Origin of the sequence: Agathobaculum massiliense (assembly GCF_900291975.1) — a bacterium.
Classification (GTDB): Bacteria; Bacillota; Clostridia; order Oscillospirales; family Butyricicoccaceae; genus Agathobaculum; species Agathobaculum ammoniilyticum.
The window spans coordinates 2,868,505-2,893,210 of record NZ_OMPN01000001.1 but is presented as its reverse complement, the minus strand read 5'-3'; the positions used below and the strand labels follow the sequence as shown (position 1 = coordinate 2,893,210).

Below are 24,706 nucleotides of genomic sequence, written 5' to 3'. Positions count from 1 at the left end.
GGCCTCGGTGCGTTTCATTTTCACCGGCGCGTTCTGTGCCGCTGCGTGACTGTTTACGAGGTTTCTTTATGCTACATGAATTTTCCCGCGCCGAGCTGCTGCTCGGCTCACAGGCCATCCAGACGCTCGCTGCGTCCCATGTCGCCGTGTTCGGCGTGGGCGGTGTCGGCTCGTTCGCGTGCGAAGCGCTCGCGCGCGCCGGCGTAGGCGAGCTGACGTTGATCGATAACGATACGGTTGCGCTCACCAACCGCAACCGCCAGCTTATCGCGCTTGCGTCCACGTCCGGTCAGCCGAAGGTGGACGCGATGCGCGCGCGCATCGCGGATATCAACCCGCGCTGCACCGTCCATGCGCTCTGCATGTTCTATACGCCGGACAGCGCGCTCGACCTCAGCCGCTTCGACTATGTGATCGACGCGATCGACACCGTGACCGCCAAGCTGCATCTGATCGCCGAATGCGACCGGCTGGACGTGCCGCTGATTTGCTCCATGGGAACAGGCAACAAGCTCGATCCCACGCGGTTTGAAGTTACGGATATTTACAAAACCTCGGTCTGCCCGCTCGCGCGGGTCATCCGGCTGGAATGCAAAAAACGCCGCATCAAGCGCCTGAAGGTCGTCTACTCCAGGGAGGAACCACGCACGCCCTTGCCCTCGGACGAGCAGAAAGGCACTGCGGGGCGCGCCGTACCCGGCAGCGTTTCCTTTGTGCCGCCGGTAGCGGGCATGATCCTCGCGGGCGAATGTATCAAGGACCTGACGGGCGTACGGTAAAACGCAAAACAGGAGCAGCTCTTGCTGCCCCTGTTTTGCGTTTTGGTTTATTCGGCCGGCTCTCCGGTCGGAAAGAAGAGTATGGTCTGCTGAGCGGTTCCAAGCGCCTCCCCCCTGATACGGACGCATCCGTCTGCAAAATCCACTTCCCCGACTGCGAACGGCACTTCGATCGCGCCGAGCGTATCCCCAAAACGGTCGAAGCAGGCAACGGTCTGCGCGCCGGTCCGCAGGGCATACACCCCCGCGCCATCGGTCGCCAGAGGCCCCGGCCGCTGGCTGACGGAAACCGTAAACAGAGTTTGGGGATTTCCGTACTCCGTGCAGCGGATATAGGCATACTCAGTGTCCGACAGCCAGCAGGCATAAATGTCCTGCCCCGTCTCGATCATCGCGTTGGCATAGGTTTCGCTTAAACGGCGGCCGGAAAAGTCATACAGCGTATAGTACCCGCTGTCCTGTGCGATATAAGTATCGCTCCATCGGTTCAGGAGCATCGGCGTTTCGCTCACCGTTCCCATCTTGCCATCGGTAATCAGGCAGTATGCCCCGTCGCGTTCTATCACAAGGCGGTCGCCGATCCCGCCGTACACCTGCACCTGATCGAGCGAAATATTCATGCGCCAGAGGGTATTCCCGCCGCGGTCGATCGCGCGGACGGCATCCCCCTCGCGGACGATCGCCCTGCCGTTTGCCCAGCCCGTGACCGACTGGTAGGTTTGCGTGCTGTATGTGCCGTCCGCATACAGGATACGGCTGTCCGCCGCGCCTTTTTCCATCGAGTACGCCCATGCCGAACCCGACTGCTCGTCCACGCCGTCAGCATAATAATCCGCCAATGTGTCGCCGGTTCTCAGGTTGCATAACGCGCACGCAAATCCGCTTTCCACATCCGGCTGCCAGTGCAGGCTTGCCCATTCACCCAACAGTCTGGCATCATAAAAATAGCCGTCCGTACCCGCAAAATCGGTCAGCAGACGGTTACCGGCTGCATCCTCGATATGTACGCGGCCCACCCCCGCGCCGGAATAGTCCACTACGACACGGTATGCTTCCCCTTGCTCTTTTGGGATCTCGGCCGCATACTGCGCGGCATATAGGCGCAGCATGGTTGCGATCGACTGCTCGCGGGTATACTCTCCCGCCGGCTCAAACGCATTGCCTCCCGTCCCCGTCATGATGCCGTGGCGGTAGACCCAGTTGATATCATTGCGCGCCCACGAGGCGATATCCGCGCCATCCGCGAACACATGCGGCAGACGGCCCTGCACGCTGCCGTCGTAATCCGCCCGCAGCGCGCCCAGCCGGTGTAGCATACTGGCCGCCTCCTGTCTCTGGAGTGATCGGCCCGGCTCGAACCTTCCGCCTCCCACTCCATTGACGATGCCGACCGACGCGCATAGCAGCACATCCCCCTCCTTACAGTCCGTGAACAATACGGTATCCTTTTCCACTTTACCCAGCAACCCTTCAGTTTCCCACGAACGGTAAACCGCCGCCGCCAGCGCGCAAAACTCTGCCCTTGTCGCCGCCCTGTCATAGGCGCTGTCCAGCTTTTCCGGCACCAGCCCCGCCTCGCGCGCGGTCTGCACCGCTTCCAGCGCCCAGTCGCTCGGCTGGTCCGCGGCCCCCGCCGGAACCGCCAGCATGCAGGCCGTCAGCACGGCCGCTATCCATCTTTTCATCGTTCCATCCTCCTTTTTATTCGGTACGCTGTCTGGTAATCTCGTGATAAACGATCTCGGCACGATAGGTTTCCGCCCCATCCTCCGCATAAACGCTTTCGGTGATCGTGCGCCCCTGCGCGTCATAGCACCGGATAGCAAGGGACGCCTCCGTTTACACGCCCTGCCGGTACCGAACGCTCGTTTCCTCCTCATACCGCGCGGCGGGTACGATATACGGCAGCATCCGCCAGCTTTCCGTGTCCGGCGCCACATAGCGCAGGCCTCGTAACGCCAGCGCGCCAAATGTCAGTCCATACACCGCCACAGCCGCCAGCAGTAGGCCGCACAAGCGCCTGAAGATCCCCTGCTTCATACCGGCCTCCCTTTTTCCCATTGTAACACAAAAGCCCCTGCGGATAAATATCCGCAGGGGCTTTGTCATTCTTTTGTAGCTTACGCTTCTGGAGCGTACAGGTCCTGCAGGCGCTTGAGGTGTGCATAGCGCTTGGTGGACTCGACCTCGGATTCGGAGAACAGCTTCTCGGCGCGATCCGGGAACGAACGGGTCAGCGCAGAGTAGCGAGCTTCGTTCATCATGAACTTGCGGTAGTCCTCGGTCTTGGGCTCCTTGGACTCCAGGATGAACGGGTTCTTGCCTTCTTCCGCGAGCTGCGGGTTGAAGCGGAACAGGTTCCAGTAGCCGCAGTCGACAGCCTTCTTCATCTCGGCCTGGCAGTTGGTCATACCGCCCTTGATGGAGTGCATCTCGCACGGGGCATAGCCGATGATGAGGGACGGTCCCGGATAGGCTTCCGCTTCCGCAATCGCCTTGAGAGTCTGGTTCATGTTCGCGCCCATAGCGATCTGGGCAACGTATACATAGCCGTAGCTCATCGCGATCTCGGCGAGGCTCTTCTTCTTGGTGGTCTTGCCGGACGCCGCGAACTGCGCAACCGCGCCGATGTTGGTCGCCTTGGAGGCCTGACCGCCGGTGTTGGAGTAAACCTCGGTATCGAATACCATGACGTTTACATCCTGGCCGGAAGCGAGGACATGATCCAAGCCGCCGAAGCCGATATCATAAGCCCAGCCGTCGCCGCCGAAGATCCAGACGGACTTCTTGGCCAAGTATTCCTTATGCGCAACGATTTCCTTGCAGGCGTCGCAGCCGGCAGCCGCGCCCTGCTCAAGCACAGCGGCCAGAGCCTTGGCCGGCTCCGCGTTAGCAGCGCCGTTGTCCTTGGTTTCCAGGAACTTGGCGATCGCGTCCTTGGTTTCGGCCGGAGTCGCATCCGCCGCAGCCATCTCTTCGAGCTTGGAGATCAGGCGTTCACGGATGGCGAGCTGGCCATAGTACATGCCGAGGCCGTGCTCCGCGTTGTCCTCGAACAGGCTGTTCGCCCAAGCCGGACCGTGGCCATTCGCGTCAACGGTGTACGGGCTGGTAGCAGCAGGACCACCCCAGATGGACGAGCATCCAGTAGCGTTGGAGATATACATACGGTCGCCGCAGACCTGGGTGATCAGGCGGGCGTAAGAGGTTTCGGCGCAGCCTGCGCACGAGCCGGAGAACTCAAGCAGCGGCTTCTTGAACTGACTGTCCTTGACGGAAGCAGTCGAGATCATGTCGGCCTTCTCGGCAACCTTGGCTACGCAGTAATCGAACGCATCCTGCTGGGCAGCTTCCTGCTCCTGCGGAACCATGGTGAGCGACTTGGTCGGGCATACGCCTACGCACACGCCGCAGCCCATGCAGTCGAGCGGGGAAACAGCCATCGTGTACTTGTACACGCCCTTGCCCTTGCCAGCCTTGATGTCCACGATCTTGGCAGAAGCCGGAGCGGCGGCAGCCTCTTCCTCGGTCAGCGCGAACGGACGGATGGTGGCGTGCGGGCAGACATAAGCGCACTGGTTGCACTGTACGCAGGTCTCGGCGTTCCAGGTCGGAACGGTAACGGCTACGCCGCGCTTCTCGTAAGCGGCAGCGCCGTGCTCGAACGAACCGTCAACATGCTCGCCGGCGAAAGCGGATACCGGCAGAGAGTCGCCGTCCATGCGGCCGATGGGCTCCATAACGTCCTTGACCATCTTGACGACTTCCGGACGGCCCTGCAGGTCGCGGTTGTCCGCTTCGTCCGCGGCATTCGCCCAAGACGCCGGAATCTCGACCTTGTGGAACGCGGTCGCGCCAACGTCGATCGCCTTGTGGTTCATATCGACGATATCCTGGCCTTTCTTCAGGTAGGACTTGGTAGCGGCATCCTTCATGTAGCCAATCGCTTCTTCCTGCGGCATAACCTTGGCCAGCGTGAAGAACGCGGACTGCAGGATGGTGTTGGTGCGCTTGCCCATGCCGATCTCGATCGCCTTGTCGATCGCGTTGATCGTGTAAAGCTGGATGTTGTTGGAAGCAATATAGCGCTTGGCAGCAGCCGGCATGTGGTGGTCAAGCTCTTCGTCGGTCCACTGGCAGTTGATCATGAAGATACCGCCCGGCTTGACGTCGCGGACCATCGGGAAGCCCTTAACGATATAGGAAGGATTATGGCAGGCAACGAAGTCCGCCTTGTTGATATAGTAAGGAGACTTGATCGGCTTGTCGCCAAAGCGCAGGTGCGAAATGGTCACGCCGCCGGTCTTCTTGGAGTCGTACTGGAAGTACGCCTGAACATACTTGTCGGTATGGTCGCCGATGATCTTGATAGAGTTCTTGTTTGCGCCGACCGTACCGTCGCCGCCGAGACCCCAGAACTTGCACTCGATGGTGCCTTCCGCCGCGGTGTTCGGCGCCGGCTTCTCCTCGAGGGACAGGTAGGTAACGTCGTCGGTGATGCCAATGGTGAACTGGGGCTTGGGCTCGGCCTTGGTCAGTTCCTCGTATACGGCAAAGACGGACGCCGGAGGCGTGTCCTTGGAGCCGAGACCGTATCGGCCGCCGATAACGACCTTATCGGTGATGCCGGCGTTCGCCAGCGCGGTGACGACATCGAGGTAGAGCGGCTCGCCCTGCGCGCCGGGCTCCTTGGTGCGGTCGAGGACCGCGAGCTTCTTAGCGGTAGACGGAATCGCGGCCAGCAGCTTGTCCGCGCGCCACGGGCGGTACAGACGGACCTTGACAAGACCGACCTTTTCGCCGTGCGCGTTCAGGTAATCGATCACTTCCTCCGCCACGTCGCAGATCGAACCCATCGCGATAATCACGCGGTCAGCGTCGGCAGCGCCGTAGTAGTTGAACAGCTGATAGTCAGTACCGAGTTTGGCGTTGACCTTGCCCATGTACTCCTCTACGATCTCCGGAACAGCGTCGTAGAACTTGTTGCAGGCCTCGCGGTGCTGGAAGAATACGTCGCCGTTCTCGTGCGAGCCGCGCATCATCGCATGCTCCGGATTGAGGGCGCGCTTGCGGAACGCCTCGACAGCGTCCATGTCGCACATTTCCTTCAGGTCCTCGTAGTCCCAAACCTCGATCTTCTGGATCTCGTGGGAGGTGCGGAAGCCGTCAAAGAAGTTGATGAACGGAACGCGGGACTTGATGGTCGCCAGGTGCGCGACCGCGCCCAGATCCATCACTTCCTGCGGGTTGGTTTCAGCCAGCATGGCGAAACCGGTCTGGCGGCAGGCCATAACGTCGGAATGGTCGCCAAAGATGTTCAGCGCATGGGACGCAACCGTACGCGCCGAAACATGGAAGACACAGGGAAGCAGTTCGCCCGCGATCTTGTACATATTCGGGATCATCAGCAACAGGCCCTGAGACGCGGTGTAGGTGGTGGTCAGCGCACCGGCCGCAAGGGAGCCGTGTACCGTACCCGCAGCACCCGCCTCGGACTGCATTTCGATCACCTTGACGGTTGTACCGAAAATGTTCTTCTGACCTGCGGCTGCCCACTGGTCAACGCTGTCTGCCATGGGGCTGGACGGGGTAATCGGATAGATACCCGCGACCTCGGTAAACGCATACGACACGTGCGCGGCCGCAGTGTTACCGTCCATGGACTTCATCTTTCTTGCCATGTTTATATCCTCCTATTCAGTTATAACATGCTGAAGGGGTGAAAAAGGACCTTTCCGCACCAGTTTTGCGCCGAAAAAGCGATCTTCACCAACCGTATTTATTTTAGCACTCCTCCCTCCAATTGTAAACACCCAATATGACAAATTCATAACGATTTCCGCTTTTTCGGAACCGATTTCATATCGTGAAACAAATTGCTCTTTTTGTACCATAAATATTACATTTAGTTTGCATTTGACGTTTTGCATTGCGGAATTTGACATTTTGTAGTATAGTATTAGCGGTAAGAATTGGCGTTTCGGAGGGGCTTAACATGGTATCGCGTGTCTTCTCAGCCGGCCTGCGTGGCATCGATGGATATATCGTCACGGCCGAATGCTTTCTGTCCAGCGGCCTGCCCCGTTTGGATATCGTTGGCCTGCCGACCGGCGCGGTCAGCGAAGCTGGGGAGCGTGTGCGCGCCGCAGTCAAATCCCGCGGCTTCGACTGGCCGGTTTCCCGCCTGACGGTCAACCTCGCTCCCGCGGATACCAAAAAGGCCGGCGCCGCCTATGACCTTCCGATTCTGCTTTCCATCCTTGCGGCCGCGGGCGAGATCGATCCCCTGCCGCAGGACGCCGTCTTTCTCGGCGAGTTGTCCCTGACCGGCGAGCTGCGTCCGGTGTGCGGCGCACTTTCTATGGCGCTCGCCGTGCGGGACGCCGGCTTCCGAACGGTATTTGTCCCACAGCAGAACGCGGCCGAGGCCGCCTATGCCGCCGGCGTCACCGTGCTGCCGGCGGCCGGCCTGGACGACCTGCTCGCCCACCTGAACGGGCGCCGCCCGCTTTCTCCCTGTCTCCCGCCTGCCGCGCCGCCGCCGTGCAGCGCGCCCCTCGATTTCTCGCACGTCATGGGGCAGCACGCGGTCAAGCGCGCGCTCGAGATCGCCGCTGCGGGCGGACACAATATTATTCTCTCCGGCCCGCCCGGGTCGGGCAAGAGCATGATGGCAAAATGCTTCCCCACCATCCTGCCGCCTCTGTCCGATGCGGAGCGGCTGGAGGTCATCCGCGTCTGGTCGGCGGTCGGCCGCGGCCAGGAAGCGGTTGGCCGCGCGGAGCGGCCGTTCCGCGCGCCGCACCATAACTCCTCCGCAAACGCAGTCGCGGGCGGCGCGGGTGCCGGCGGGCGGCTCCCTGTCCCCGGCGAAGTCACGCTGGCCCACCATGGGGTATTATTTCTGGACGAGCTGCCCGAGTTTCACCGCGATGTGCTCGAAACCCTGCGCCAGCCGCTCGAAGACGGAAAAATCACGATCTCCCGCGTTGCCGGGCAGGTCACTTATCCGGCGCATTTTCAATTAATCGCAGCTATGAACCCCTGCAAATGCGGCTGGTATGGAAGCGGCCGCTGCACTTGCTCGCCCGCTTCCGTGCAGCAGTACCTGCGGCGGCTGTCCGGCCCTCTGCTCGACCGCATCGACCTGCAGATCGCGGTACAGCCTGTCGAATATGCGGCGCTGGCTGCCCGCGGACGGGCTGCCGAGGAGCCTTCGGCGGCGATCCGCGACCGCGTGTGCGCCGCCCGCGTGGTCCAGTACCAGCGGCAGGGCGACGGTATCTGCAACGCCAGAATACCGCCCGCGCAATTGGCGCTGTACTGTGCCCTGTCCGACGACGCTTCCCGCATATTCGCGGCGGCGTTTGAGCGGCTCGGCCTCACCGCCCGCGCGCACGACCGTGTGCTGCGCGTGGCGAGAACGGTCGCTGATCTGGCCGGCAGCGCGTCCATCCAGTCCGAGCATCTTGCCGAGGCCCTACAGTACCGCACGCTCGACCGTGCGGCCGCCGATTGACCCACTTCCGCGCGGCGGGTTGTGGAAAAGCCTGTGTGTATTGTGAATAAATTCCTTTTTCAACGGTTTTTCCCAGGTTTTTGCGCTTAACTATTCCATAAAATATCCTAATTCTCTTTATTGAGACACAAGGAGGTCTTTCCCTATGTCCCATCCCTTTGCCCGCCGGGCGGGTGCGTTGGCGTTGACAGCGGCGTTGTTCGTCCAGCAGGCCGGCGCGCTTTCCAATATTTCCTCCTGGGCGGAGGAGGGCGTCGCAGCCGCGCAGGCTGCCGGCCTGATGCCCAGCGCGCTCGAAGCGCTCAACGCAAAGGCCGAGATCACCCGCGCGGAATTCTGCGGCATTGCCGTAAACGCTTATAAGGCGGTGAGCGGCAAGGCGGTGTTCGCTTCAGCCAAAAAGCCGTTCCGCGACTGTGACGACCCCAATGTGGTCGCGGCATATGAGCTCGGCCTGGTAAGCGGCCGCGGCGACGGCATTTTCGATCCGGACGCCAGCATCAAGCGGCAGGACCTCTGTGTGATGCTGTATAATATCCTGGACGCCGCCGGCATCGACGCCCCCGCCATCGCGGGCGATGCCTGCGTGGAGGATTATCCCGACGTTCCGCAAATCAGCGATTATGCGGTCAACGCCATGATTACCATGGTCGATTATACGATCGTAAACGGCATTTCCGCCGCGGACGAGGCTACGCTGTTAGCGCCTAACGGCACGGCGACACGCGAGCAGGCCCTTATCATGGCGGAGCGCTTTTGCCAGGCCTTTGAGGACCAGGAGCCTGAAGCGGAGCCTTCCGACGAGGAGGGCGCTGTTTCGGTCCCTGACTACTGGCTCGATCCTGACCTTATGTTCCCCTCCACGGAAACGGACAAAATGATGCTCGTCTACGGTGTGGGCGGTGAAAAGTATCAGACCGCCGAGGAGGCCGAGGCGCACATGGTGGAGATCTCGGTTCCGGTCTGGCGGCTCCAGGCCGACGGGAGCAAGACCTCCAGCACCGCGTATATCGAGGTCAATCAGTCGCTCGCCCCGATTTACGAGGCAATCTTTGAGGAAATTTATAACGGCGACGAGCAGTTCCCGATCAAAAATGTCGGCTGCTATTCCTGGCGCACGGGCGAGCATTCGCAGGGTACCGCGATCGATATCAACTGGGAGGAAAACATGGAGGCTACTATCAACGCGGACGGCTCGCTCACCCCGACCACCGGCACGCACTGGTCGCCCTACGAGGACCCCTACTCCATCCCAGAGGGCGGGGATGTATACAACGCTTTTACGAAATACGGCTTTTCATGGGGTGGGAACGCCTGGTCGAGCAAGCGCGACTACATGCATTTCAGCTATTTCGGACGATAAATAACACGGGAGGGCGGCATAATGCCGCCCTCCCGTGTTTCATCCCGCCCTATCCCCCGGCAAGGATGCTCGTCCGGTTTCTGTAGTAATACAGCACGCCCACCGCATCGGCCAGCGCCCAGCCGATTGGCACCGACATCCAGATGCCGGTCACGCCCAGCGCAGGGACAGCCGACAACGCGTAAGCCAATGCCACACGCGTACCCAGCGAGAATACCGTCAGCACCACTGACATCCCGGGCATCTTGACCGCCCTATAAAAGCCATACAGCAGGAACAACAGGCCGATACCAAAATAGAACGCCCCCTCAATCCGCAGGTAGCCCACGCCGGCCTCGATGATCGCTGTGTCCCCAGCGTCGACAAACAGCCCCATGAGCGGACGGGCCAGCGCGCATACCGCAAGGCTGATGGCCGCGCAGAACGCGAACGCGGACAGCGCCGCGCTTTTTATCCCGCGCCGGATCCGCTCCGCCTTTCCCGCGCCGTAATTCTGGGCGATAAAGGTGGAAAACGCATTGCCGAAATCCTGTACCGGCATATAGGCGAACGAATCGATCTTGACCGCGGCGGCAAACGCCGCCATCACCACCTTGCCGAAGCTGTTGACCAAGCCCTGCACCATCAGGATGCCGAGGTTCATAATCGATTGCTGCACGCAGGTCAGCACCGACAGGCCCGCGATCTCACGGACGATACCGCCGTCCCAGCGGATATGCCGCCGCGCGACCCGCAGCTCCGGAAAGCGGAGCAGGTAATACAGCAATATCCCCAGGCCGGACGCATACTGCGACAGGACGGTCGCAGCCGCCGCGCCCGCCACGCCCCAGCGAAAAACAATCACGAACACCAGATCGAGCGCAATGTTCATCACCGCCGCAATACCCAAAAACAGCAGCGGCGTGACCGAATCCCCGACCGCGCGCAGCAGATTGGCAAAGTAATTATAAAGAAAGGTCGCCGGAATGCCGAAAAAGATGCAGAACAGGTATTCCCGCATCAGTCCGACAACCTCCCGCGGCACCTGCAGGGCGCGGATGATCCAGTCCAGCCCGGCAAACGAGAGGAGGTTGAGCAGCAGTGCCGCCGCACCGATCAGCAGGAACGACAGAGCGAAGCTGGTCCGGAGCCGCTCCATATCCTTCCGCCCAAACTGGATGGAGAAAAACGCGCTGCTCCCCATACACAGCCCGAGCAGGATAGAGGTCAGGAACACCATCAGCGTATACGACGAACCGACCGCCGCCAGCGCGTCCGCCCCCAGAAAGCGGCCCACGATCAGCGTATCCGCCACGTTATACATCTGCTGTAGCAGGTTGCCCGCCATCAGCGGCAGGGCGAACAGCAACAGCTTTTTGGTGATATCGCCCTCTGTCAAATCGCCTCGCATACGTCCACCTTTTTTCTAAACGTAATTATTATCTTTCTTTATGCAATACTATAGTAGCAATATTTTATCAATTCGTCAATCATATATTTCTATTTGTTCCTTCCCTGTGTTATACTATCTTATATCATCCAACCCTGAAAAGGAGGCTTCCCCATGTATCTGGACTGTCTGGACGCCCTCGACCAAAAGATCCTCACCCTGCTCACACAGAACGCTCGCTATTCCTATTCCGAGATCGGCGAGCTGGTCGGCCTTTCGCGCGTCGCGGTGAAAGGCCGGATCGACGCGCTGGAGAAAAAGGGGATCATCGAGGAATACACGACCATCATCAACCCGCAGAAAATCAGCGGCGCTGTATCCTGCTACTTTGAGATCGAAACGGCTCCCGACGCACTGAACGCCGTGATCGACCGGCTTTATCAGTGCGGCACCGTCACCCAGATCTACCGCATGAGCGGCAATTGCTGCCTTCATGTGCATGCTGTCGCCGCCTCGCAGGACGAGCTTGATACGTTCATCCGGAACGAAATCGACCGTCTGGACGGTACGGTCAGCGTGAAAACACACGTTATCTTGTCCCGCATCAAGGATGTCAAGGGGCTTCGCCTGTAACACAGCTGTCCCCCTTCCCGCTTCGGCGCCCATGCCTGCGCCACAGCTTAACCAGCGGTTGAATAATCCAACCGTTGGTTAAACTTCGCCTCCATTGTGCGGCGGCGCGTCATATGATACGATAGGCATGACAAAGAGCCCTTTGATCCTATTTTAGAGAGCTGGTTTTCTTGATGGAACTGCAAATTGGAAAAATCATTATGCAAACACGCCGCGAAAAAGGGATGACGCAGGAAACGCTCGCTGACATGGTAGGCGTGTCCGCCGCCGCAGTCAGCAAGTGGGAAACCTGCGCAAGCTATCCGGATATCACGCTGCTGCCGCCGCTGGCCCGCGCGCTCGGCCTGTCCGTGGACGCACTTCTCGATTTCCGCCGCGACCCTGCGCGCGAGGAGCAGCTTGCCATTTCCAGCCGGCTGCATCAGGTATTTGACGACCAGGGCTTTGACGCGGGCGTGCGGGCGGTCGAGGCGGTACTGCGCGAATACCCGCACAGCGGCTCGATCAAGCTGCTCGCAGGCGCGCTGTATTATCGTTACATCGCCGCAGCCCTCAACCGTGCGGAGGATACGGAACAGACGGCGTCCGATATTACGGAGCGATGCCTCGCCCTGTTTGAGCAGGGGGAACAGCAATCCGAGGAAACCGGCGAAAAGCAGGTTTCCCGCTCCCTGCGCATCAGCATGCTCACCATGCTGGGCCGTTATGAAGAGGCCGAGGCGCTGATCGACAGCCTGCCGCCAAAGCAGGGCATCGATTCGGATGAGCTGCGCCTGTCCCTTTACCTGGCACAGGAAAAGCTGACCGAGGCAGAGCAGCTTGCGCGCCGCGCGCTGCTGACCCATGTGGGCGAGGTATCAACCGCGCTGATGAGCCTGACCACCATCGCCCGCCGGCAAAAGGCGTTTGCCGCCGCCCACCGTCTGGTTGACGCCTACCGCGCGGTCGATGCTCTGTTCGGACTTGACCGGTCGAACGGCCTGCTGCTCGGCATCATGCTCGCGCAGGATGAGGGCGACCAGGCGCAGGCGCTTGACCTGTTCGAGCAGTATATCGACACGCGCCTTGCCTATACGCTCGATTACCGTGATAACCCGTTTTTTGCCGCGGTGCAGACGCATGTCCCTACAAGGAACGATATTATTGAAACACACCGCCTGACGCTCCGTGCTATCGAGGAGGACGAGCGGTACGCGCCCCTGCGGGACGAGCCGCGCTTCCAGGCTGCGCTCGACCGCCTGCGCGCGGCCATTCCGGCGGAAAATTGAACAAACAAAATGCCCGAAACGGAAAACCGCTTCGGGCATCACTTCTTTTGAGACGCGTTTTTCATATTCAGAATGGAACTCCCCTGTTTTTATTGCCGGGAAATAAATATAAAAAAACCACGCGGCCGCATTTCAATCCCGATGCGCGCCCTGCGTGGACCAATCCATAAAGCGTTTTACTTTTCGCTTTGCGTCTCATGCTCATCACCGAAAATCAAATCATCGATGTCCGGCCGGTCGGGCTTTTGCGGGATTCGGATATGTCTCATCAGCCTTTGCACCTCCTCTTATTGATTTATCTGTTATCCAGTATAACATATTATGCAAAAAAATCAAATAAAATTCCTGTAAAGTTACACAAATGTAACAATTTTTTCGACACGCCGCACCGTTCCCCGCCGCAGCCGCGCGGCCGCCAAAAAAGAAAAAGGCCGTAAAACGGCCTTTTTCACAAACAGCAAGCGGTTTCCGCAGAGCCTTCCGACCCTTTGGGGATCAAAGCGCCGCCTTCGCCTTTTCCGCCAGCGCGGCGAACGCAGCCTTGTCGTTGACCGCAAGGTCCGCGAGCATCTTACGGTTGAGGTCGATGCCGGCTTTCTTGAGGCCGTTCATAAAGCGGCTGTAATTCATGCCGCAGGACTTGGCGGCAGCCGAAATACGGGTGATCCACAGGCGGCGGAAGTCGCGCTTCTTGTGCTTGCGGCCGATATACGCGTACTTCAGGCTCTTCATAACCGCCTGGTTGGCTACGCGGTAATGGGTGGATTTCGCACCCCAGTAGCCCTTGGCACGCTTGAGGATCTTCTTTCTTCTTTTGCGCGTCATCATCGCGCCCTTAACTCTTGCCATTGTGATTGCCTCCTATATGAAAGATATGATTTTACTTACTTATACGGCAGCAGACGCTTGAGCTGCGCCACATTGGTGGAATCCGCAAAGCCTTCCTTGCGGAGGTGGCGCTTGAGCTTGGTGGTCTTTCCGTGGCCGTTGAGCAGATGGCGCTTACCAACATGGCCGCGCTTGAATTTACCGTTCTTGGTGACGGAAAATCTTTTCTTTGCACCGCTGTGCGTTTTGATCTTAGGCATAAGGGTTTGCTCCTCTCTGAATTTGCGCTGAAAACGCGCTTTTTGGTTTACTTGTCTTTTGCGGGCGCCAGGAACATAAGCATCTGACGGCCTTCGAGCTTGGGCTGCTTTTCCACCGTGCTGCATTCCGCGCACAGCTCCGCGAAGCGATGGAGCAGGTCCTGACCGAGCGACGCATGGGTGACCTCACGGCCGCGGAAGCGGACCGAAACCTTGACCTTGTCGCCGTCCTTCAGGAAGCGGCAGGCATTTTTCACCTTGGTATTCAGGTCGCCGACATCGATATTGGGGGTCAGGCGAATCTCTTTGATCTCCACGACACGCTGATTTTTTCTCGCTTCCTTTTCCCGCTTGGCCTGTTCAAAGCGGAATTTGCCGTAGTCCATGATCTTGCACACCGGCGGCTTTGCCTGCGGGGCGATCTTGACCAGGTCCATGCCTTTTTCCACTGCGATGTCCTGCGCCTGCTGGATAGGCACGATGCCGAGCTGTTCGCCGTCGTCGCTGATCAGGCGGACTTCCTTGTCGCGGATCTCTTCATTGATCTGATGTTCCATGCTGCTGATTGGTAAGCACCTCCAAACAAAAACGGATTAAAATACAAAAAGAAAAAAGGACCGGCCCTTTACGGTCGTCCTCCATCACAAAAGCGCAAAGCTGCCCTGCGGCTTTGCAGAATGATTGACCCGTTTGCTCAAGCGCTGCGGGTGAGGACGCGGCCTTCTTCTTTGTTACCTGTATTACTATAGCAGAAATAAAAGGCAAAGTCAAGGCTTTATTTCTTGCGTTCCTGCTGGTATGATAATTCGCATGGGCGGCATACTATGACAGTGGCGCCGCCCCGATAATTTGGCTTTACAAATCCGGCGCGATTTGTTATGCTTAAAGCGGGGAGAGCAATCCTCCCCCAATCTGAAACCAAACACAAGGAGGTGCCGGAACCATGAGCGAGGAGTACGGCAACGATTTTGTCACGCTGATCGATGAGGATGGCAACGAAGTGGAGTTTGAGCACATCGACACCGTGGAATATGAGGGTACGACCTATCTGGCGTTTATTCCGGCTGAGCTTGCCGTTGAGGAAGACGCGGAGGTCGTCATCATGCAGATCGTAGAGGAAAACGGCGAGGAAATGCTGGAAGCGGTCGAGGACGACGAGATCGCGGATGCAGTGTTCAATATCGTGATGGAACGCGCGGAAGCGGAGGAGGACGAAGAGGGCTGATCCCCTTTTCTTTCCGGCATCCGGCAAGGCTTTGCCGGATGTCACCCTGCCCTGTGCGACAGCGGCCTTTTTTTAACCCACATTTTTAGTACGGGATTTCGGAAAGTTTTGGCATCGAGCAGCAGGCCTCCCGGGTATACACGGATGTTGGAAGCGCAGACATGCCAAACAGAAAACCCACCTGCCAAGTCGTGCAGGTTACTAATTGGGCCGCATCGGCAGGGCGGGGCTTATTACCTTTCGGGCGCATGCGCCCCGCGCATTTCAATGGAACGGCAGCCGCTGTGCGGCTGCTTTTTTATTTCCCCCGCCTGGAAACGCCGTCCGAAGCGCTCGGCTTTTTCTTGCCCTGCACAGTAAAATGCGGTATAATAAAGGTGTGATTTCTTATATTGTCGCAAGAAAGGTGGTTTCCTTATGCAGCAGCCGATCCGAATCATCTCCCATGCCAACAAGCGCCTTTACGCGGATGCGATCCCCGGGCATTTCGCCACAAACCATTCGCACATCAATTATTATGTCGATATGTCCGAAATCAAGCACAATATGTCCATGGCGCTTGAAGCGGCACGCAGCATCGCTTTCCACTTTAGCGCGGTCAGTGTGGACACACTCCTGTGCCTGGAGGGTACGGAATACATCGGCGCCTATCTGGCCCGCGAGCTTTCCTCCTCGGGTATCGGCAGCCTGAATTCCGGCAAATCCGTCTATCTTGTCGAGCCGGACAACAACGTCAACGGGCAGTTCATGTTCGCGGACAACCTCCGCCCCATGATCGAAAACCGCAATGTACTGGTGCTGGTCAACACGGCCTCGACCGGTCAAACCCTGTCCCAGACGCGCGAGTGCATCGAATATTACGGAGGTCGGGTCGCCGGCTATTCCGCGCTGTTCTCCAACCTTTCCGAGTTGGACGACAAGCCGGTCGTCCGCCTGTTTTCGGGCGAGGATTTCCCGCATTACCATAATTTTGTCCGCGGCAAGGACTGCCCCGCGTGCGCGGCCGGCGTCCCGCTGGACGCTATCGTCACCCCGCGCGGATACACCAAGCTGTAAGCCCGTGTGGAGGCATCCGTCTGTCAAACGCAGGCGCATCCAGAGAAAAAGGCCGGAGGGAATCAATCCTCCGGCCTTTCCTTATCGCAGCTTCGCCGTAGGCAGCAACCGGCTCTCGGGCAATGCGCGCGCCGCTCGCAGACCTCCACATCCCCGCCCTGGAGCCGCAGCAGCCTGCCGTTGACCAAGCAGTCCGTCAGCTTGCGGCGGGCAGTGTTGTAGATCGCCTGCACCGTGGTGCGCGCGACCCCCATCTGCACGGCGGCCTGCTCCTGCTGCAGGCCCTCCAGGTCGATCAGGCGGAGCGCCTCGTACTCATCCAGCCCCATGACAACCGGCTCCCCCGCGCAGCCCATGCCGCGCGGGCCGAATTCCCGGCAGGCCGGCAGACCGCATACCCTGCGGCACTTTTTCGGCCTTGGCATCCACGTTTACCCGTGGCAGTGGCCGCCACAGGTGTGGCCGCCGTGCGAGGCGCAGTCATGCCCCTCGCCGTGATGCTCGTGGTGGCTGCACCGGACATCCGGATCATACTGGAGCGAGCCGGCCAGGAACGCCCCGACCGCTTCGTCCGCCCCGCCCTGCACGCCGCCCAGCAGGCGGATGCCGGCCTCGGCCAGCGCGGCCTGCGCGCCGCCGCCGATGCCGCCGCAAATCAGCGTATCCACGCCCTGCGCCGCCAGGAAGCCCGCAAGCGCCCCATGCCCGCTGCCATTGGTATCAACAATCCGCGAGGAAAGGATTTTTCCGTCCGCCGTTTCATATACTTTGAACTGGGCGGTATGCCCAAAGTGCTGGAATATCTGTCCATCCTCATAAGTGACTGCGATTTTCATATTGCTGCGCCTCCGTTTTTTATTTTCGGCATATGCCGGTTATAAGTATAGCATAACACTTTTCCGGCATATGTCAATAACATTTATTTTCCATAGGAAAAAGCGGCCCTGCGGCCGCTTTTCATCCTCCCTCTATTTTCTTAAAAATTCCGGCAGCCGCCGACGCGCCTCCAGCCGGTAGATGCGCGCGCCCTCGGATGAGAACTTCTCCTCATATTCGGTCATCACGTTGCCCTCGAAATCCGAGCGGTGCAGGTCGAGCGAAATATTCTGGAGCAGCCAGCCGTACTGACAGACCTCCGCAAGCGTCCACTCAAAAAAGCGCTGGTTATCGGTCTTGAAGCACAGATCGCCCTGCTGCTTCAGCAGCTCGTCATAGACCTCCAGATACGCGCGCCACGTCAGGCGGCGCTTGCGCTGGCGGTTAGGCGGCCACGGGTCGGAAAAGTTCAGGTAGATGCGGTCCACTTCGCCCGGGGCGAACACCTCGCGCAGCTCGGCCGCGTCAAAGGATACGAACCGCAGGTTGGGCAGCGGGTGCTGCTGGCAGCGCTCCGCCGCCATGATGAGCGCGCCCTCCTCCCGTTCGACCGCGATAAAGTTGATCTCCGGATACTGCTCCGCCATGCCGATCGCAAAGCGCCCCTTGCCGCAGCCGATCTCCACATGCAGCGGGTGGTCGTTGCCGAACAGCGCGCGCCAGCGGCCGCGCTTTTCCCTCGGCTCGAACGCCATCACATCCGCGCACGCGGCAAAACGAACGTCCAGGTTTTTCTTTTTGCGCATTCTCATGCGTTGATATTCCCCTTTTTTGTGTTTTCAGCCCTCTTATTATAGCCTGCCGGCCAGCCGTTTGCAAGCGGATTCCGCGCGGTCCCCTATTGTCCTCGCCCGCTTCCAGTCTTTGCCGGCAAGAATAACTCTTGGGAAATCGGCCGAACTGTGTTATAATGAGTCATATTGAATTGGGGGAACGCAGTATGTTCAAACGCTCCAGCGGCGTGCTCGCGCACGTCACTTCTCTGCCCTCGCCGCACGGCGTGGGTACCATGGGCAAGGCCGCGTATGATTTTGTGGATTTTCTCTCCGCCGCCCGTCAGACCTATTGGCAGGTCCTGCCGCTCGGCCACACCGGTTTCGGTGATTCGCCGTATCAGTGCTTTTCCGCAGCGGCGGGCAATCCGTACCTGATCGACCTTGACCTGCTGGTGGAGGACGGCCTGTTGACCGTGGCCGAGGTCAGGGCCGGCGACTTCGAGGCATCGCCGGACGAGACGGATTTCGAACAGCTCGCGGATACCCGCTGGCCGCTGTTCCGCAAGGCGTACCGCCGCGTTGACGACACGCTGCGCACCAGGATCGCCGCGTTCCGTGAGAAAAATGCCGCCTGGCTGCCGGATTATGCGCTGTTTATGGCGCTTAAAGAGGAAAAATACCACAATATGCCGGTCTATCTTTGGCCGGACAAGGCGGTGCGCGACCGCAAGCCTGCCGCGCTTAAAAAGGCGGCCGCCGAGCTGCGGGACGAGATCGACTTCCGCATCTTCCTGCAATATGTCTTTTTCCAGCAGTGGGACGCGCTGCATGCCTACGCCAATGAAAAAGGCATCCAGATCATCGGGGATATCCCGATCTACGTTTCCGCAGACTCGTCGGATGTGTGGACGCACCCGACGCTGTTCAAGCTCAAGGCCGACCGCAGCCCCAAGCTGGTCGCGGGCGTGCCGCCCGACTACTATTCGGCCACCGGTCAGCTCTGGGGCAATCCGGTGTATGACTGGGACGTACACCGCGCGGAGAACTACGCCTGGTGGGTCTGGCGCATGAAGAGCAACATGGCGCTGTTCGATGTGGTGCGGCTCGACCACTTCCGCGGCTTCGCGGCCTACTGGGAGGTCAAGGCCGGATCGGAAAACGCGATCAATGGCCATTGGCGCAAAGGCCCGGGCATGGAGCTGCTCCGCGCCATCGAACAGGCGCTCGGTCCGGTCCGGCTCATCGCGGAGGATCTGGGCGTGCAGACCGACGAGGTGCGCGAACTGCTCACGGAAAGCGGCCTGCCGGGCATGAAGGTGCTGATCTTCGGCTTCACGCCGGACGAAGACAATGAGCACCTGCCGCATAACTTCGTGCCGAACAGCATCGTTTACACCTCCACGCACGACTCCCAGACCGTATGCGAGCAGATCATGGATATCTGCACCGAGCCGGAAAAGCAGTTTGCCTACCGGTACCTGCGCACCTCGCACAGCGAGGCCATGGGCTGGAGCGCGATCAAAAGCGTCTGGGCCTCGCCCGCGCGCATCGCCATGACCCCCCTGCAGGACCTGCTCTCACTCGGCGCGGACGCGCATATGAACACGCCCGGGACGATCGGCGGCAAGAACTGGCGCTGGCGCGTGCGGCGGGAGGCGCTCAACCCGACGGTTTCTTCCCTGCTGGCCGAGATCACGCAAACCTATATGCGCGGCTGAAGCCGCGCCCACTCAAACAGATAAAAAGGATAGCGATAGCATGAAAATCAACACGGCAATCTTTGATTTGGACGGTACCCTGCTCAACACCCTCGGCGACCTGTGCGACAGCGTCAACTGCGCGGTCATGCGGCGCGGCTTCCCCGCTGTGACCGAGGAGCAGACGCGCCAGCGCGCGGGCAACGGCGTGCGTAAGCTGGTCGAGCGCTGCATTCCGGAAAACAAACGCACGGAGGCCATGGTTGACGCCTGTCTCGACGACTTCCGCACCGCCTATAACGAGCGCATGATGAACCGCACCCAACCGTATGACGGCATCCTCCCACTTCTCAAGGAGCTGAAAAAGGCCGGTGTTTCGGTCGGCGTGCTTTCCAACAAATACGATCTGGCCGCCAAGGGGCTGATCCGGCATTATTTCGGTGATCTTGTGCAGGTCACCTGCGGCGAGCGGCCGGACACCCCCCGCAAGCCCGATCCGACCAGCGCGCTCCAACTGCTGCGCGAGCTGGGCGGCGACGCGGCGACCGCCCTCTATATCGGAGACAGCGCGGTCGATATGCAGACCGCGCAAAATGCCGGCCTGGCCGCTGTCGGCGTGACCTGGGGCTTCCGTCCGGCCGAGGAACTAAAGGCGGCCGGTGCGCAGGCATTGGTAAGCGACCCGTCCGAATTGCTGCCGATGTTCGAACGCGGCTTGCCGGGGGTAGACGCGATCTGCAGGGCTTTCACCGCGCGCGGCTTCGGCTTTACTTACTTCCCCACCGCGCAGGAGGCACAGCGCTACCTGACCGACGCCTGCGCGGGCAAATCGGTTTCTCTCGGCGGCTCAATGACGCTCAAAGAGCTGGGTTTTCCGGAAGCCTTTGCCGGAAACACCGCTGTCCACTGGCACTGGCTCAAGCCGGGTGAATTCTTCCAGACGCCGGACATTTATCTCTGCTCCGCCAACGGCCTGTCGGAAAACGGCGAGATCGTTAATATCGACGGCACCTGCAACCGCGTCGCGGGTACGCTGTTCGGCCCGAAGCGCTGCATCTTTGTCTGCGGCATCAACAAGCTGTGCCCCGATCTGGAAAGCGCGATCGACCGCGCGAAAAACGTCGCCGCCCCCCTCAACGCCAAACGGCTTTCCGGAAAGGATGATCCGGAGATTGTGGAAAAGCTCTGCCGCGCCATGGTGATCCACATGGGACCGCCCACCAAAATGGAAAAGTGCGAGGTCGTGCTGATCGGCGAGCCGCTCGGCTATTGATCTTTCCGGCGCGTTTTGCGAAAAACGCGCCTTTTTTCCTGTCCGCAACCGCCGGTTGCGTAATTTCCAGCCCCGCTTGGTGGCATGCAACCGCTTTTTCCGGTAAAATCAGGACCATCAAGCAAGGAGGTAAGCAAACATGACGCTTGGAGAAAAAATCATCAGCCTGCGCAAACAGCGCGGCTTATCGCAGGAGGAGCTGGCCATTACACTCGGCATATCGCGGCAGGCGGTTTCCAAATGGGAGACCGAGGACGCCACGCCGGACACGGATAAGGTAATCGCGCTCGCAGACTATTTTAACGTCACGACCGACTGGCTGCTGCGGGATATCGAGCCGCCCGAGACACATGCCGTTACGGACGCGCACATGTCGCCCGTCCAAGCGCGGGCGGGCGCTCCCCTGCTGCTCTGCCTGACGCTGGGCGCGAGCGCGTGCGGGGTGCTGCTTCTGTTTTACGGCTGTTTTGCTTCCGCAAGCTCGATCCCCTCGGTTATCGGCATGATTTTACAGATCTGCGCCATCACCATAGCGACAGGCTTCGGGCTGTATTTGAAAAACAGTGCGGACACCATACAGGGGGCGGGCTTTATCCGGTCTTTCTGGCGCGTGAATATCTGGATGGTCGCGCTGCTGCCGGTGCGCATGGCCTGTTCCGCGTTTATGCAGCTGTTGCGGCTCATCCCTGAAGAGACGTTGTCGCGCCTGTGGACCGGCCTGCCGCAGCCGCTCTGGCAACTCGGACGGGTGCTACTGTTCGCAGGCGTGCCAATCGCCCTGTATGTGGCGGTATGCCTGTGCGTCACGCTGGTGCTGTGCCGCCCCAGAAAAACAGGATGAAAAAACATCTTTTTTCATTATTTGTTCTTGACAGCTTGTACAGTCTTTGCTATAATAAGTATCGCGCTGGTAAGTCCAGCGCGATAGCCTGCGGCTGTAGCTCATCTGGTAGAGCGCCACCTTGCCAAGGTGGAGGTAGCGAGTTCGAGCCTCGTCAGCCGCTCCAATAAACAAAAACGCCTGTCCAAAGGACAGGCGTTTTTGTTTTCGGCATCGCGCGGTTTCGCTCCACGCAAAAAGCGGGCGGCCTGTGAAAAGGCCGCCCGCTTTTAACGTTCTCCCTCGATCAGTTTGCGCAGCTTTTCTTCTGTCATCCCTGTATGGATATCGCCGTCCCATTTGACGCAGGGGCCTTTGCCGCATTTTTTCATGCAGCCCGTCACCTTGTAGCGGAAGCCGGCTTCCGCCGTGCCGCCCACCTGTACGCCATAGGTCCGTTCCACAAAATCCGACAGCGCCGCCCGCTTGGCGCAGTTTTTCCCGCCGCAGACAGACAGTGTATGCGGTGCGTCCTCCGTTCGTATCGACGGATACCGCTTGAGCAGCGCGTCGATGAATGTCATTTTCAGCTCCAGCTTTTCCGCGGTCTTTTCCAGCGCTTTCTGCGGTATGACGCCGCCGAACAGCGCCTGGACCTCCCGCAAAAGCTGGATCAGCTCGTTCTGGTCACAGGTAATGCCCCGATCGCGGTAAGCCTTAATGATCTCCTTCAGTTCTTCCTTGTGCTTCATCGCATCCTCCCACCAAATGATACAGCAGCTTTTCAAATTGTACGCCGTGCATCGGATTGGTCTGCTGCGCCGCCGTATAGGCGATGCAGTCCTTGACATATTCGCCCGCGCGGTCGCACGCCGCAGCCAGCTTTTCCCCGTTCAGCAGGCTGCCCAGCATCACAGAGGCGAACAGATCCCCTGTTCCCGGGTAATACCGGTCGACGCGGCGGTGCAGGCTCAGCGCGCCACCCTCCGCCGTCAGACAGCCCGAGCCTATGCGCCTTTCCGCAAAATCCAGTCCGGTCAGCACAACCTGCGCGCCATACCGCGCGCGCAGCGCGCGCATCCATTCCCAAGCCTCCTCCGCACCGCGCGGCTTGCCGGACGGATCGCGGTCGAGCAGAATTGCGGCTTCGGTCGTATTGGGGGTGATGATATCCGCGATTGCGCAAAGCTCCCGCATGCGGGTACACATCTCAGGCGTGTAGGTGTCGTATATCCTGCCATTGTCGCCCATCACAGGGTCAATCAGGGTGATCCCATCCACGGCCTTCAGCCGCCGCGCCGCCTCCCGCACCCGATCGATCTGATCCGCTGAGCCAAGAAAGCCCGCATAGACCGCTTCAAACCGCAGCCCCAGCGCGTCGTACTGCTCTATTGTTCCCTGTATCGCGCCGGTTAAGTCGGTCGTCACCCAGTTTGGGATCGCTGTGTGGGTGGAAAACACCGCTGTTGGCAGCGGCACGCACTGATGTCCCGCCGCGGAAAGCACCGCAATGATTGGCACGAGCGACGAGCGCCCGAATCCGGACAGGTCGTGCAGCGCCAAAACTTTTTTTTGCATGAAAGCCTTTCACATCCTTTTCCCTGTCCATCATACGATGGATCGCCGGCAAAGTCAATGCTCCTTTACGCAACTGGGCGACGTGTTCCTTGCTTTCCGCCGGCCAAAATGGTAAAATAAGAATAAAGCTATGCGCATTTACCAAAGGAGTATTTTCATGCTGAAACGACGTATTTTATCTCTTTTTTTCCTGCTTACCCTGCTGCTGCCCACCGCTTCGGCCGCAAACGGCAGCGCGGCCAGGGACGGTATCCGCGGCGTCTGGGTTTCCAGCGTTTATAATATCGACTATCCCACCCGACAGGGCATGACCGCGGACGAACTCAAAAGCGAAGCGGACGCGATTTTGGACAACATTGCGTCCATGGGCCTGAACACCGTGTTCTTTCAGGTCCGCCCCTCCGCGGACGCGCTGTACCAGTCCGAACTTTTCCCCTGGAGCCGTTATGTGAGCGGCACGGCGGGCCAGGCGCCCGACGGCGGCCTCGACCTGCTCGCCTATTGGGTAAACGGCGCGCACAGCCGCGGCCTACAGCTCCACGCCTGGATCAATCCCTACCGCATCACCAAGGACGGCGAGGCGGAATGGGCCGCGCTGCCGGAAAGCAGTCCGGCCAAGCAGCATCCGGAATGGGTCGTGCAGTACGATGGGAATTACTATTTTGACCCCGGCCTGTCCGCCGTGCAACAGCTCGTCATTGACGGCGCGGAGGAAATCGTCCGCAATTACGAGGTGGATGGCATCCATCTTGACGATTATTTTTATCCAGGGCCTGATTTTAACGACGCCACCTCGTTCGCGCGCTACGGCGGCGATTTTGAGGATATCGGGGACTGGCGGCGCGACAATGTCAACACGCTGATCGCCGAACTTGATACGGCGCTGCATGAGCTTAACCCCGACCTCTCTTTCGGCGTCAGCCCCGCCGGTATCTGGGATAACCAGTCCTCCAACCCCGAAGGCAGCGAAACCAACGGCCGCTCCTCCTACCGTGAGATATACTGCGATTCGGTCGAATGGATCGAGGCCGGCACGGTTGATTATATCTGCCCCCAGCTCTACTGGTCCATCGGCTACGAGATCGCGGACTTCGAGATCCTGCTCGACTGGTGGCAGAACGTTGTGGCAACCAGCGATGTCGCCCTCTATATCGGCATCGGCGCGTACCGCGCGGCCGAGGCGCAGCCCGGCGATGTCTGGTATGGCACGGCCGAACTGCAACGGCAGTTGGACATGATCGAAAGCAGCATCGATGTGCAGGGCGAGGTGTTTTTCAGCTATTCCTCCCTGATCGATACCGCCAACTGCTCGTCCATGCTGGCCAAACACTATACCGAGATTGACGGCGTCCCGCCCGGAGACGCCACCGGCGAGTCTGCGCAGCACAGCAGCCTGCTGGAAATCCTTTCCCGCTTTATCACCAGCCTGTTTTATTAACTGATTGG

22 protein-coding genes, 1 tRNA gene, 1 other RNA gene and 1 pseudogene are annotated in these 24,706 nt (G+C 59.5%); 13 read left to right on the top strand and 12 right to left on the bottom strand.

All coding sequences use genetic code 11. The features are described from left to right. Window positions 1-68 precede the first annotated feature (68 nt). On the top strand, window positions 69-779 hold the full coding sequence (locus DBQ51_RS14680) for a tRNA threonylcarbamoyladenosine dehydratase (RefSeq protein WP_107631929.1): 711 nt from the start codon (window positions 69-71) through the stop codon (window positions 777-779). Between the two features lie 47 nt (window positions 780-826). Here DBQ51_RS14680 and DBQ51_RS14675 read toward each other — a convergent pair whose 3' ends face one another. From DBQ51_RS14675 to nifJ, 3 genes are all read right to left on the bottom strand, one after another. Then, window positions 827-2,464 carry an S-layer homology domain-containing protein gene (locus DBQ51_RS14675; protein WP_054327608.1) on the bottom strand — a complete coding sequence of 546 codons (1,638 nt, stop codon included), beginning with the start codon at window positions 2,462-2,464 and terminating at the stop codon, window positions 827-829. A gap of 154 nt (window positions 2,465-2,618) precedes the next feature. After that, a complete protein-coding gene (locus DBQ51_RS14670; protein WP_107631928.1) occupies window positions 2,619-2,819 on the bottom strand; it encodes a hypothetical protein in 201 nt (66 codons plus the stop codon). Window positions 2,820-2,899: 80 nt separating this feature from the next. Continuing rightward, a complete protein-coding gene (gene nifJ, locus DBQ51_RS14665; protein WP_107631927.1) occupies window positions 2,900-6,460 on the bottom strand; it encodes a pyruvate:ferredoxin (flavodoxin) oxidoreductase in 3,561 nt (1,186 codons plus the stop codon). A 314-nt stretch (window positions 6,461-6,774) separates the two neighbouring features. Between nifJ and DBQ51_RS14660 the strand changes: the two genes are divergently transcribed. Beyond that, the gene (locus DBQ51_RS14660; protein WP_107631926.1) at window positions 6,775-8,298 is read left to right on the top strand and encodes a YifB family Mg chelatase-like AAA ATPase; all 1,524 of its coding nucleotides are present in this window, start codon (window positions 6,775-6,777) and stop codon (window positions 8,296-8,298) included. A 145-nt stretch (window positions 8,299-8,443) separates the two neighbouring features. Further along, entirely contained in the window at window positions 8,444-9,661 is a 1,218-nt protein-coding gene (locus tag DBQ51_RS14655) for a M15 family metallopeptidase (protein ID WP_107631925.1), read from the top strand. A gap of 49 nt (window positions 9,662-9,710) precedes the next feature. Here DBQ51_RS14655 and DBQ51_RS14650 read toward each other — a convergent pair whose 3' ends face one another. After that, complete coding sequence (locus tag DBQ51_RS14650; protein WP_107631924.1) at window positions 9,711-11,051, bottom strand: MATE family efflux transporter; 1,341 nt, start codon at window positions 11,049-11,051, stop codon at window positions 9,711-9,713. A gap of 153 nt (window positions 11,052-11,204) precedes the next feature. Here DBQ51_RS14650 and DBQ51_RS14645 point away from each other — a divergent pair, with 153 nt between their 5' ends. Further along, window positions 11,205-11,663 carry an Lrp/AsnC family transcriptional regulator gene (locus DBQ51_RS14645; RefSeq protein WP_054327614.1) on the top strand — a complete coding sequence of 153 codons (459 nt, stop codon included), beginning with the start codon at window positions 11,205-11,207 and terminating at the stop codon, window positions 11,661-11,663. A 200-nt stretch (window positions 11,664-11,863) separates the two neighbouring features. Continuing rightward, window positions 11,864-12,931: a helix-turn-helix domain-containing protein gene (locus DBQ51_RS14640; RefSeq protein ID WP_159068202.1), complete on the top strand. Its 1,068-nt coding sequence runs from the start codon at window positions 11,864-11,866 to the stop codon at window positions 12,929-12,931. Window positions 12,932-13,426: 495 nt separating this feature from the next. On the opposite strand, the gene rplT is transcribed toward DBQ51_RS14640, so the two are convergent. From rplT to infC, 3 genes are read right to left on the bottom strand one after another with little or no spacing between them, the layout of a single operon-like run. Then, on the bottom strand, window positions 13,427-13,780 hold the full coding sequence (rplT, locus tag DBQ51_RS14635) for a 50S ribosomal protein L20 (protein WP_054327616.1): 354 nt from the start codon (window positions 13,778-13,780) through the stop codon (window positions 13,427-13,429). 35 nt (window positions 13,781-13,815) lie between these two features. Then, window positions 13,816-14,019, bottom strand: a complete 204-nt coding sequence (gene rpmI, locus DBQ51_RS14630; protein ID WP_054327617.1) for a 50S ribosomal protein L35 — start codon at window positions 14,017-14,019, stop codon at window positions 13,816-13,818. A 47-nt stretch (window positions 14,020-14,066) separates the two neighbouring features. Next, entirely contained in the window at window positions 14,067-14,576 is a 510-nt protein-coding gene (gene infC, locus DBQ51_RS14625) for a translation initiation factor IF-3 (protein ID WP_054327618.1), read from the bottom strand. A gap of 386 nt (window positions 14,577-14,962) precedes the next feature. On the opposite strand from infC, the gene DBQ51_RS14620 reads away from it, so the two are divergent. The 3 genes from DBQ51_RS14620 (at window position 14,963) to DBQ51_RS14610 (ending at window position 16,300) form a co-directional block, all read left to right on the top strand. Then, window positions 14,963-15,244, top strand: a complete 282-nt coding sequence (locus DBQ51_RS14620) for a DUF1292 domain-containing protein (protein WP_107631922.1) — start codon at window positions 14,963-14,965, stop codon at window positions 15,242-15,244. Window positions 15,245-15,284: 40 nt separating this feature from the next. Further along, window positions 15,285-15,478, top strand: a non-coding RNA gene (ssrS, locus tag DBQ51_RS14615) — 6S RNA. A 183-nt stretch (window positions 15,479-15,661) separates the two neighbouring features. Further along, complete coding sequence (locus tag DBQ51_RS14610; RefSeq protein ID WP_107631921.1) at window positions 15,662-16,300, top strand: type I phosphoribosyltransferase; 639 nt, start codon at window positions 15,662-15,664, stop codon at window positions 16,298-16,300. Window positions 16,301-16,362: 62 nt separating this feature from the next. Here the strand turns inward: DBQ51_RS14610 and DBQ51_RS14605 are convergent, their stop codons facing one another. The 3 genes and pseudogenes from DBQ51_RS14605 to trmB all read right to left on the bottom strand — a co-directional run bounded on the left by DBQ51_RS14605 (window position 16,363) and on the right by trmB (window position 17,928). Further along, window positions 16,363-16,725 carry a DUF134 domain-containing protein gene (locus DBQ51_RS14605; RefSeq protein ID WP_107631920.1) on the bottom strand — a complete coding sequence of 121 codons (363 nt, stop codon included), beginning with the start codon at window positions 16,723-16,725 and terminating at the stop codon, window positions 16,363-16,365. Window positions 16,726-16,731: 6 nt separating this feature from the next. Then, window positions 16,732-17,169, bottom strand: a pseudogene (locus tag DBQ51_RS14600) (NifB/NifX family molybdenum-iron cluster-binding protein); the annotation flags it as partial. Window positions 17,170-17,268: 99 nt separating this feature from the next. Further along, on the bottom strand, window positions 17,269-17,928 hold the full coding sequence (gene trmB / locus DBQ51_RS14595; protein WP_054327623.1) for a tRNA (guanosine(46)-N7)-methyltransferase TrmB: 660 nt from the start codon (window positions 17,926-17,928) through the stop codon (window positions 17,269-17,271). A gap of 188 nt (window positions 17,929-18,116) precedes the next feature. On the opposite strand from trmB, the gene malQ reads away from it, so the two are divergent. From malQ to DBQ51_RS14575, 4 genes are all read left to right on the top strand, one after another. Beyond that, the gene (gene malQ / locus DBQ51_RS14590; RefSeq protein ID WP_107631919.1) at window positions 18,117-19,610 is read left to right on the top strand and encodes a 4-alpha-glucanotransferase; all 1,494 of its coding nucleotides are present in this window, start codon (window positions 18,117-18,119) and stop codon (window positions 19,608-19,610) included. A 40-nt stretch (window positions 19,611-19,650) separates the two neighbouring features. Continuing rightward, complete coding sequence (locus DBQ51_RS17290; protein ID WP_107631918.1) at window positions 19,651-20,862, top strand: HAD-IA family hydrolase; 1,212 nt, start codon at window positions 19,651-19,653, stop codon at window positions 20,860-20,862. A 139-nt stretch (window positions 20,863-21,001) separates the two neighbouring features. Then, window positions 21,002-21,703, top strand: a complete 702-nt coding sequence (locus DBQ51_RS14580) for a helix-turn-helix domain-containing protein (RefSeq protein ID WP_107631917.1) — start codon at window positions 21,002-21,004, stop codon at window positions 21,701-21,703. A gap of 90 nt (window positions 21,704-21,793) precedes the next feature. Then, a tRNA-Gly gene (locus DBQ51_RS14575) sits at window positions 21,794-21,869 on the top strand. Between the two features lie 103 nt (window positions 21,870-21,972). Here DBQ51_RS14575 and DBQ51_RS14570 read toward each other — a convergent pair. Both DBQ51_RS14570 and DBQ51_RS14565 read right to left on the bottom strand, forming a co-directional pair. Then, window positions 21,973-22,434, bottom strand: coding sequence for an NAD(P)H-dependent oxidoreductase subunit E (locus DBQ51_RS14570; protein WP_159068201.1), 462 nt, complete (start codon window positions 22,432-22,434; stop codon window positions 21,973-21,975). After that, window positions 22,400-23,260, bottom strand: coding sequence for a pyridoxamine kinase (locus DBQ51_RS14565; protein ID WP_107631916.1), 861 nt, complete (start codon window positions 23,258-23,260; stop codon window positions 22,400-22,402). The genes DBQ51_RS14570 and DBQ51_RS14565 overlap by 35 nt, the downstream gene beginning before the upstream one ends. Before the next feature lie 157 nt (window positions 23,261-23,417). Between DBQ51_RS14565 and DBQ51_RS14560 the strand changes: the two genes are divergently transcribed. After that, on the top strand, window positions 23,418-24,698 hold the full coding sequence (locus DBQ51_RS14560; protein ID WP_159068200.1) for a glycoside hydrolase family 10 protein: 1,281 nt from the start codon (window positions 23,418-23,420) through the stop codon (window positions 24,696-24,698). Window positions 24,699-24,706: the final 8 nt, after the last annotated feature.

What these genes read in the sequence shown, in the direction of transcription:
- DBQ51_RS14680 (WP_107631929.1), top strand. Translation starts at nt 69, where the DNA reads ATGCTACATGAATTTTCCCGCGCCGAGCTGCTGCTCGGCTCACAGGCC.
- DBQ51_RS14675 (WP_054327608.1), bottom strand. Translation starts at nt 2,464, where the DNA reads ATGAAAAGATGGATAGCGGCCGTGCTGACGGCCTGCATGCTGGCGGTT.
- DBQ51_RS14670 (WP_107631928.1), bottom strand. Translation starts at nt 2,819, where the DNA reads ATGAAGCAGGGGATCTTCAGGCGCTTGTGCGGCCTACTGCTGGCGGCT.
- nifJ (WP_107631927.1), bottom strand. Translation starts at nt 6,460, where the DNA reads ATGGCAAGAAAGATGAAGTCCATGGACGGTAACACTGCGGCCGCGCAC.
- DBQ51_RS14660 (WP_107631926.1), top strand. Translation starts at nt 6,775, where the DNA reads ATGGTATCGCGTGTCTTCTCAGCCGGCCTGCGTGGCATCGATGGATAT.
- DBQ51_RS14655 (WP_107631925.1), top strand. Translation starts at nt 8,444, where the DNA reads ATGTCCCATCCCTTTGCCCGCCGGGCGGGTGCGTTGGCGTTGACAGCG.
- DBQ51_RS14650 (WP_107631924.1), bottom strand. Translation starts at nt 11,051, where the DNA reads ATGCGAGGCGATTTGACAGAGGGCGATATCACCAAAAAGCTGTTGCTG.
- DBQ51_RS14645 (WP_054327614.1), top strand. Translation starts at nt 11,205, where the DNA reads ATGTATCTGGACTGTCTGGACGCCCTCGACCAAAAGATCCTCACCCTG.
- DBQ51_RS14640 (WP_159068202.1), top strand. Translation starts at nt 11,864, where the DNA reads ATGCAAACACGCCGCGAAAAAGGGATGACGCAGGAAACGCTCGCTGAC.
- rplT (WP_054327616.1), bottom strand. Translation starts at nt 13,780, where the DNA reads ATGGCAAGAGTTAAGGGCGCGATGATGACGCGCAAAAGAAGAAAGAAG.
- rpmI (WP_054327617.1), bottom strand. Translation starts at nt 14,019, where the DNA reads ATGCCTAAGATCAAAACGCACAGCGGTGCAAAGAAAAGATTTTCCGTC.
- infC (WP_054327618.1), bottom strand. Translation starts at nt 14,576, where the DNA reads ATGGAACATCAGATCAATGAAGAGATCCGCGACAAGGAAGTCCGCCTG.
- DBQ51_RS14620 (WP_107631922.1), top strand. Translation starts at nt 14,963, where the DNA reads ATGAGCGAGGAGTACGGCAACGATTTTGTCACGCTGATCGATGAGGAT.
- DBQ51_RS14610 (WP_107631921.1), top strand. Translation starts at nt 15,662, where the DNA reads ATGCAGCAGCCGATCCGAATCATCTCCCATGCCAACAAGCGCCTTTAC.
- DBQ51_RS14605 (WP_107631920.1), bottom strand. Translation starts at nt 16,725, where the DNA reads ATGCCAAGGCCGAAAAAGTGCCGCAGGGTATGCGGTCTGCCGGCCTGC.
- trmB (WP_054327623.1), bottom strand. Translation starts at nt 17,928, where the DNA reads ATGAGAATGCGCAAAAAGAAAAACCTGGACGTTCGTTTTGCCGCGTGC.
- malQ (WP_107631919.1), top strand. Translation starts at nt 18,117, where the DNA reads ATGTTCAAACGCTCCAGCGGCGTGCTCGCGCACGTCACTTCTCTGCCC.
- DBQ51_RS17290 (WP_107631918.1), top strand. Translation starts at nt 19,651, where the DNA reads ATGAAAATCAACACGGCAATCTTTGATTTGGACGGTACCCTGCTCAAC.
- DBQ51_RS14580 (WP_107631917.1), top strand. Translation starts at nt 21,002, where the DNA reads ATGACGCTTGGAGAAAAAATCATCAGCCTGCGCAAACAGCGCGGCTTA.
- DBQ51_RS14570 (WP_159068201.1), bottom strand. Translation starts at nt 22,434, where the DNA reads ATGAAGCACAAGGAAGAACTGAAGGAGATCATTAAGGCTTACCGCGAT.
- DBQ51_RS14565 (WP_107631916.1), bottom strand. Translation starts at nt 23,260, where the DNA reads ATGCAAAAAAAAGTTTTGGCGCTGCACGACCTGTCCGGATTCGGGCGC.
- DBQ51_RS14560 (WP_159068200.1), top strand. Translation starts at nt 23,418, where the DNA reads ATGCTGAAACGACGTATTTTATCTCTTTTTTTCCTGCTTACCCTGCTG.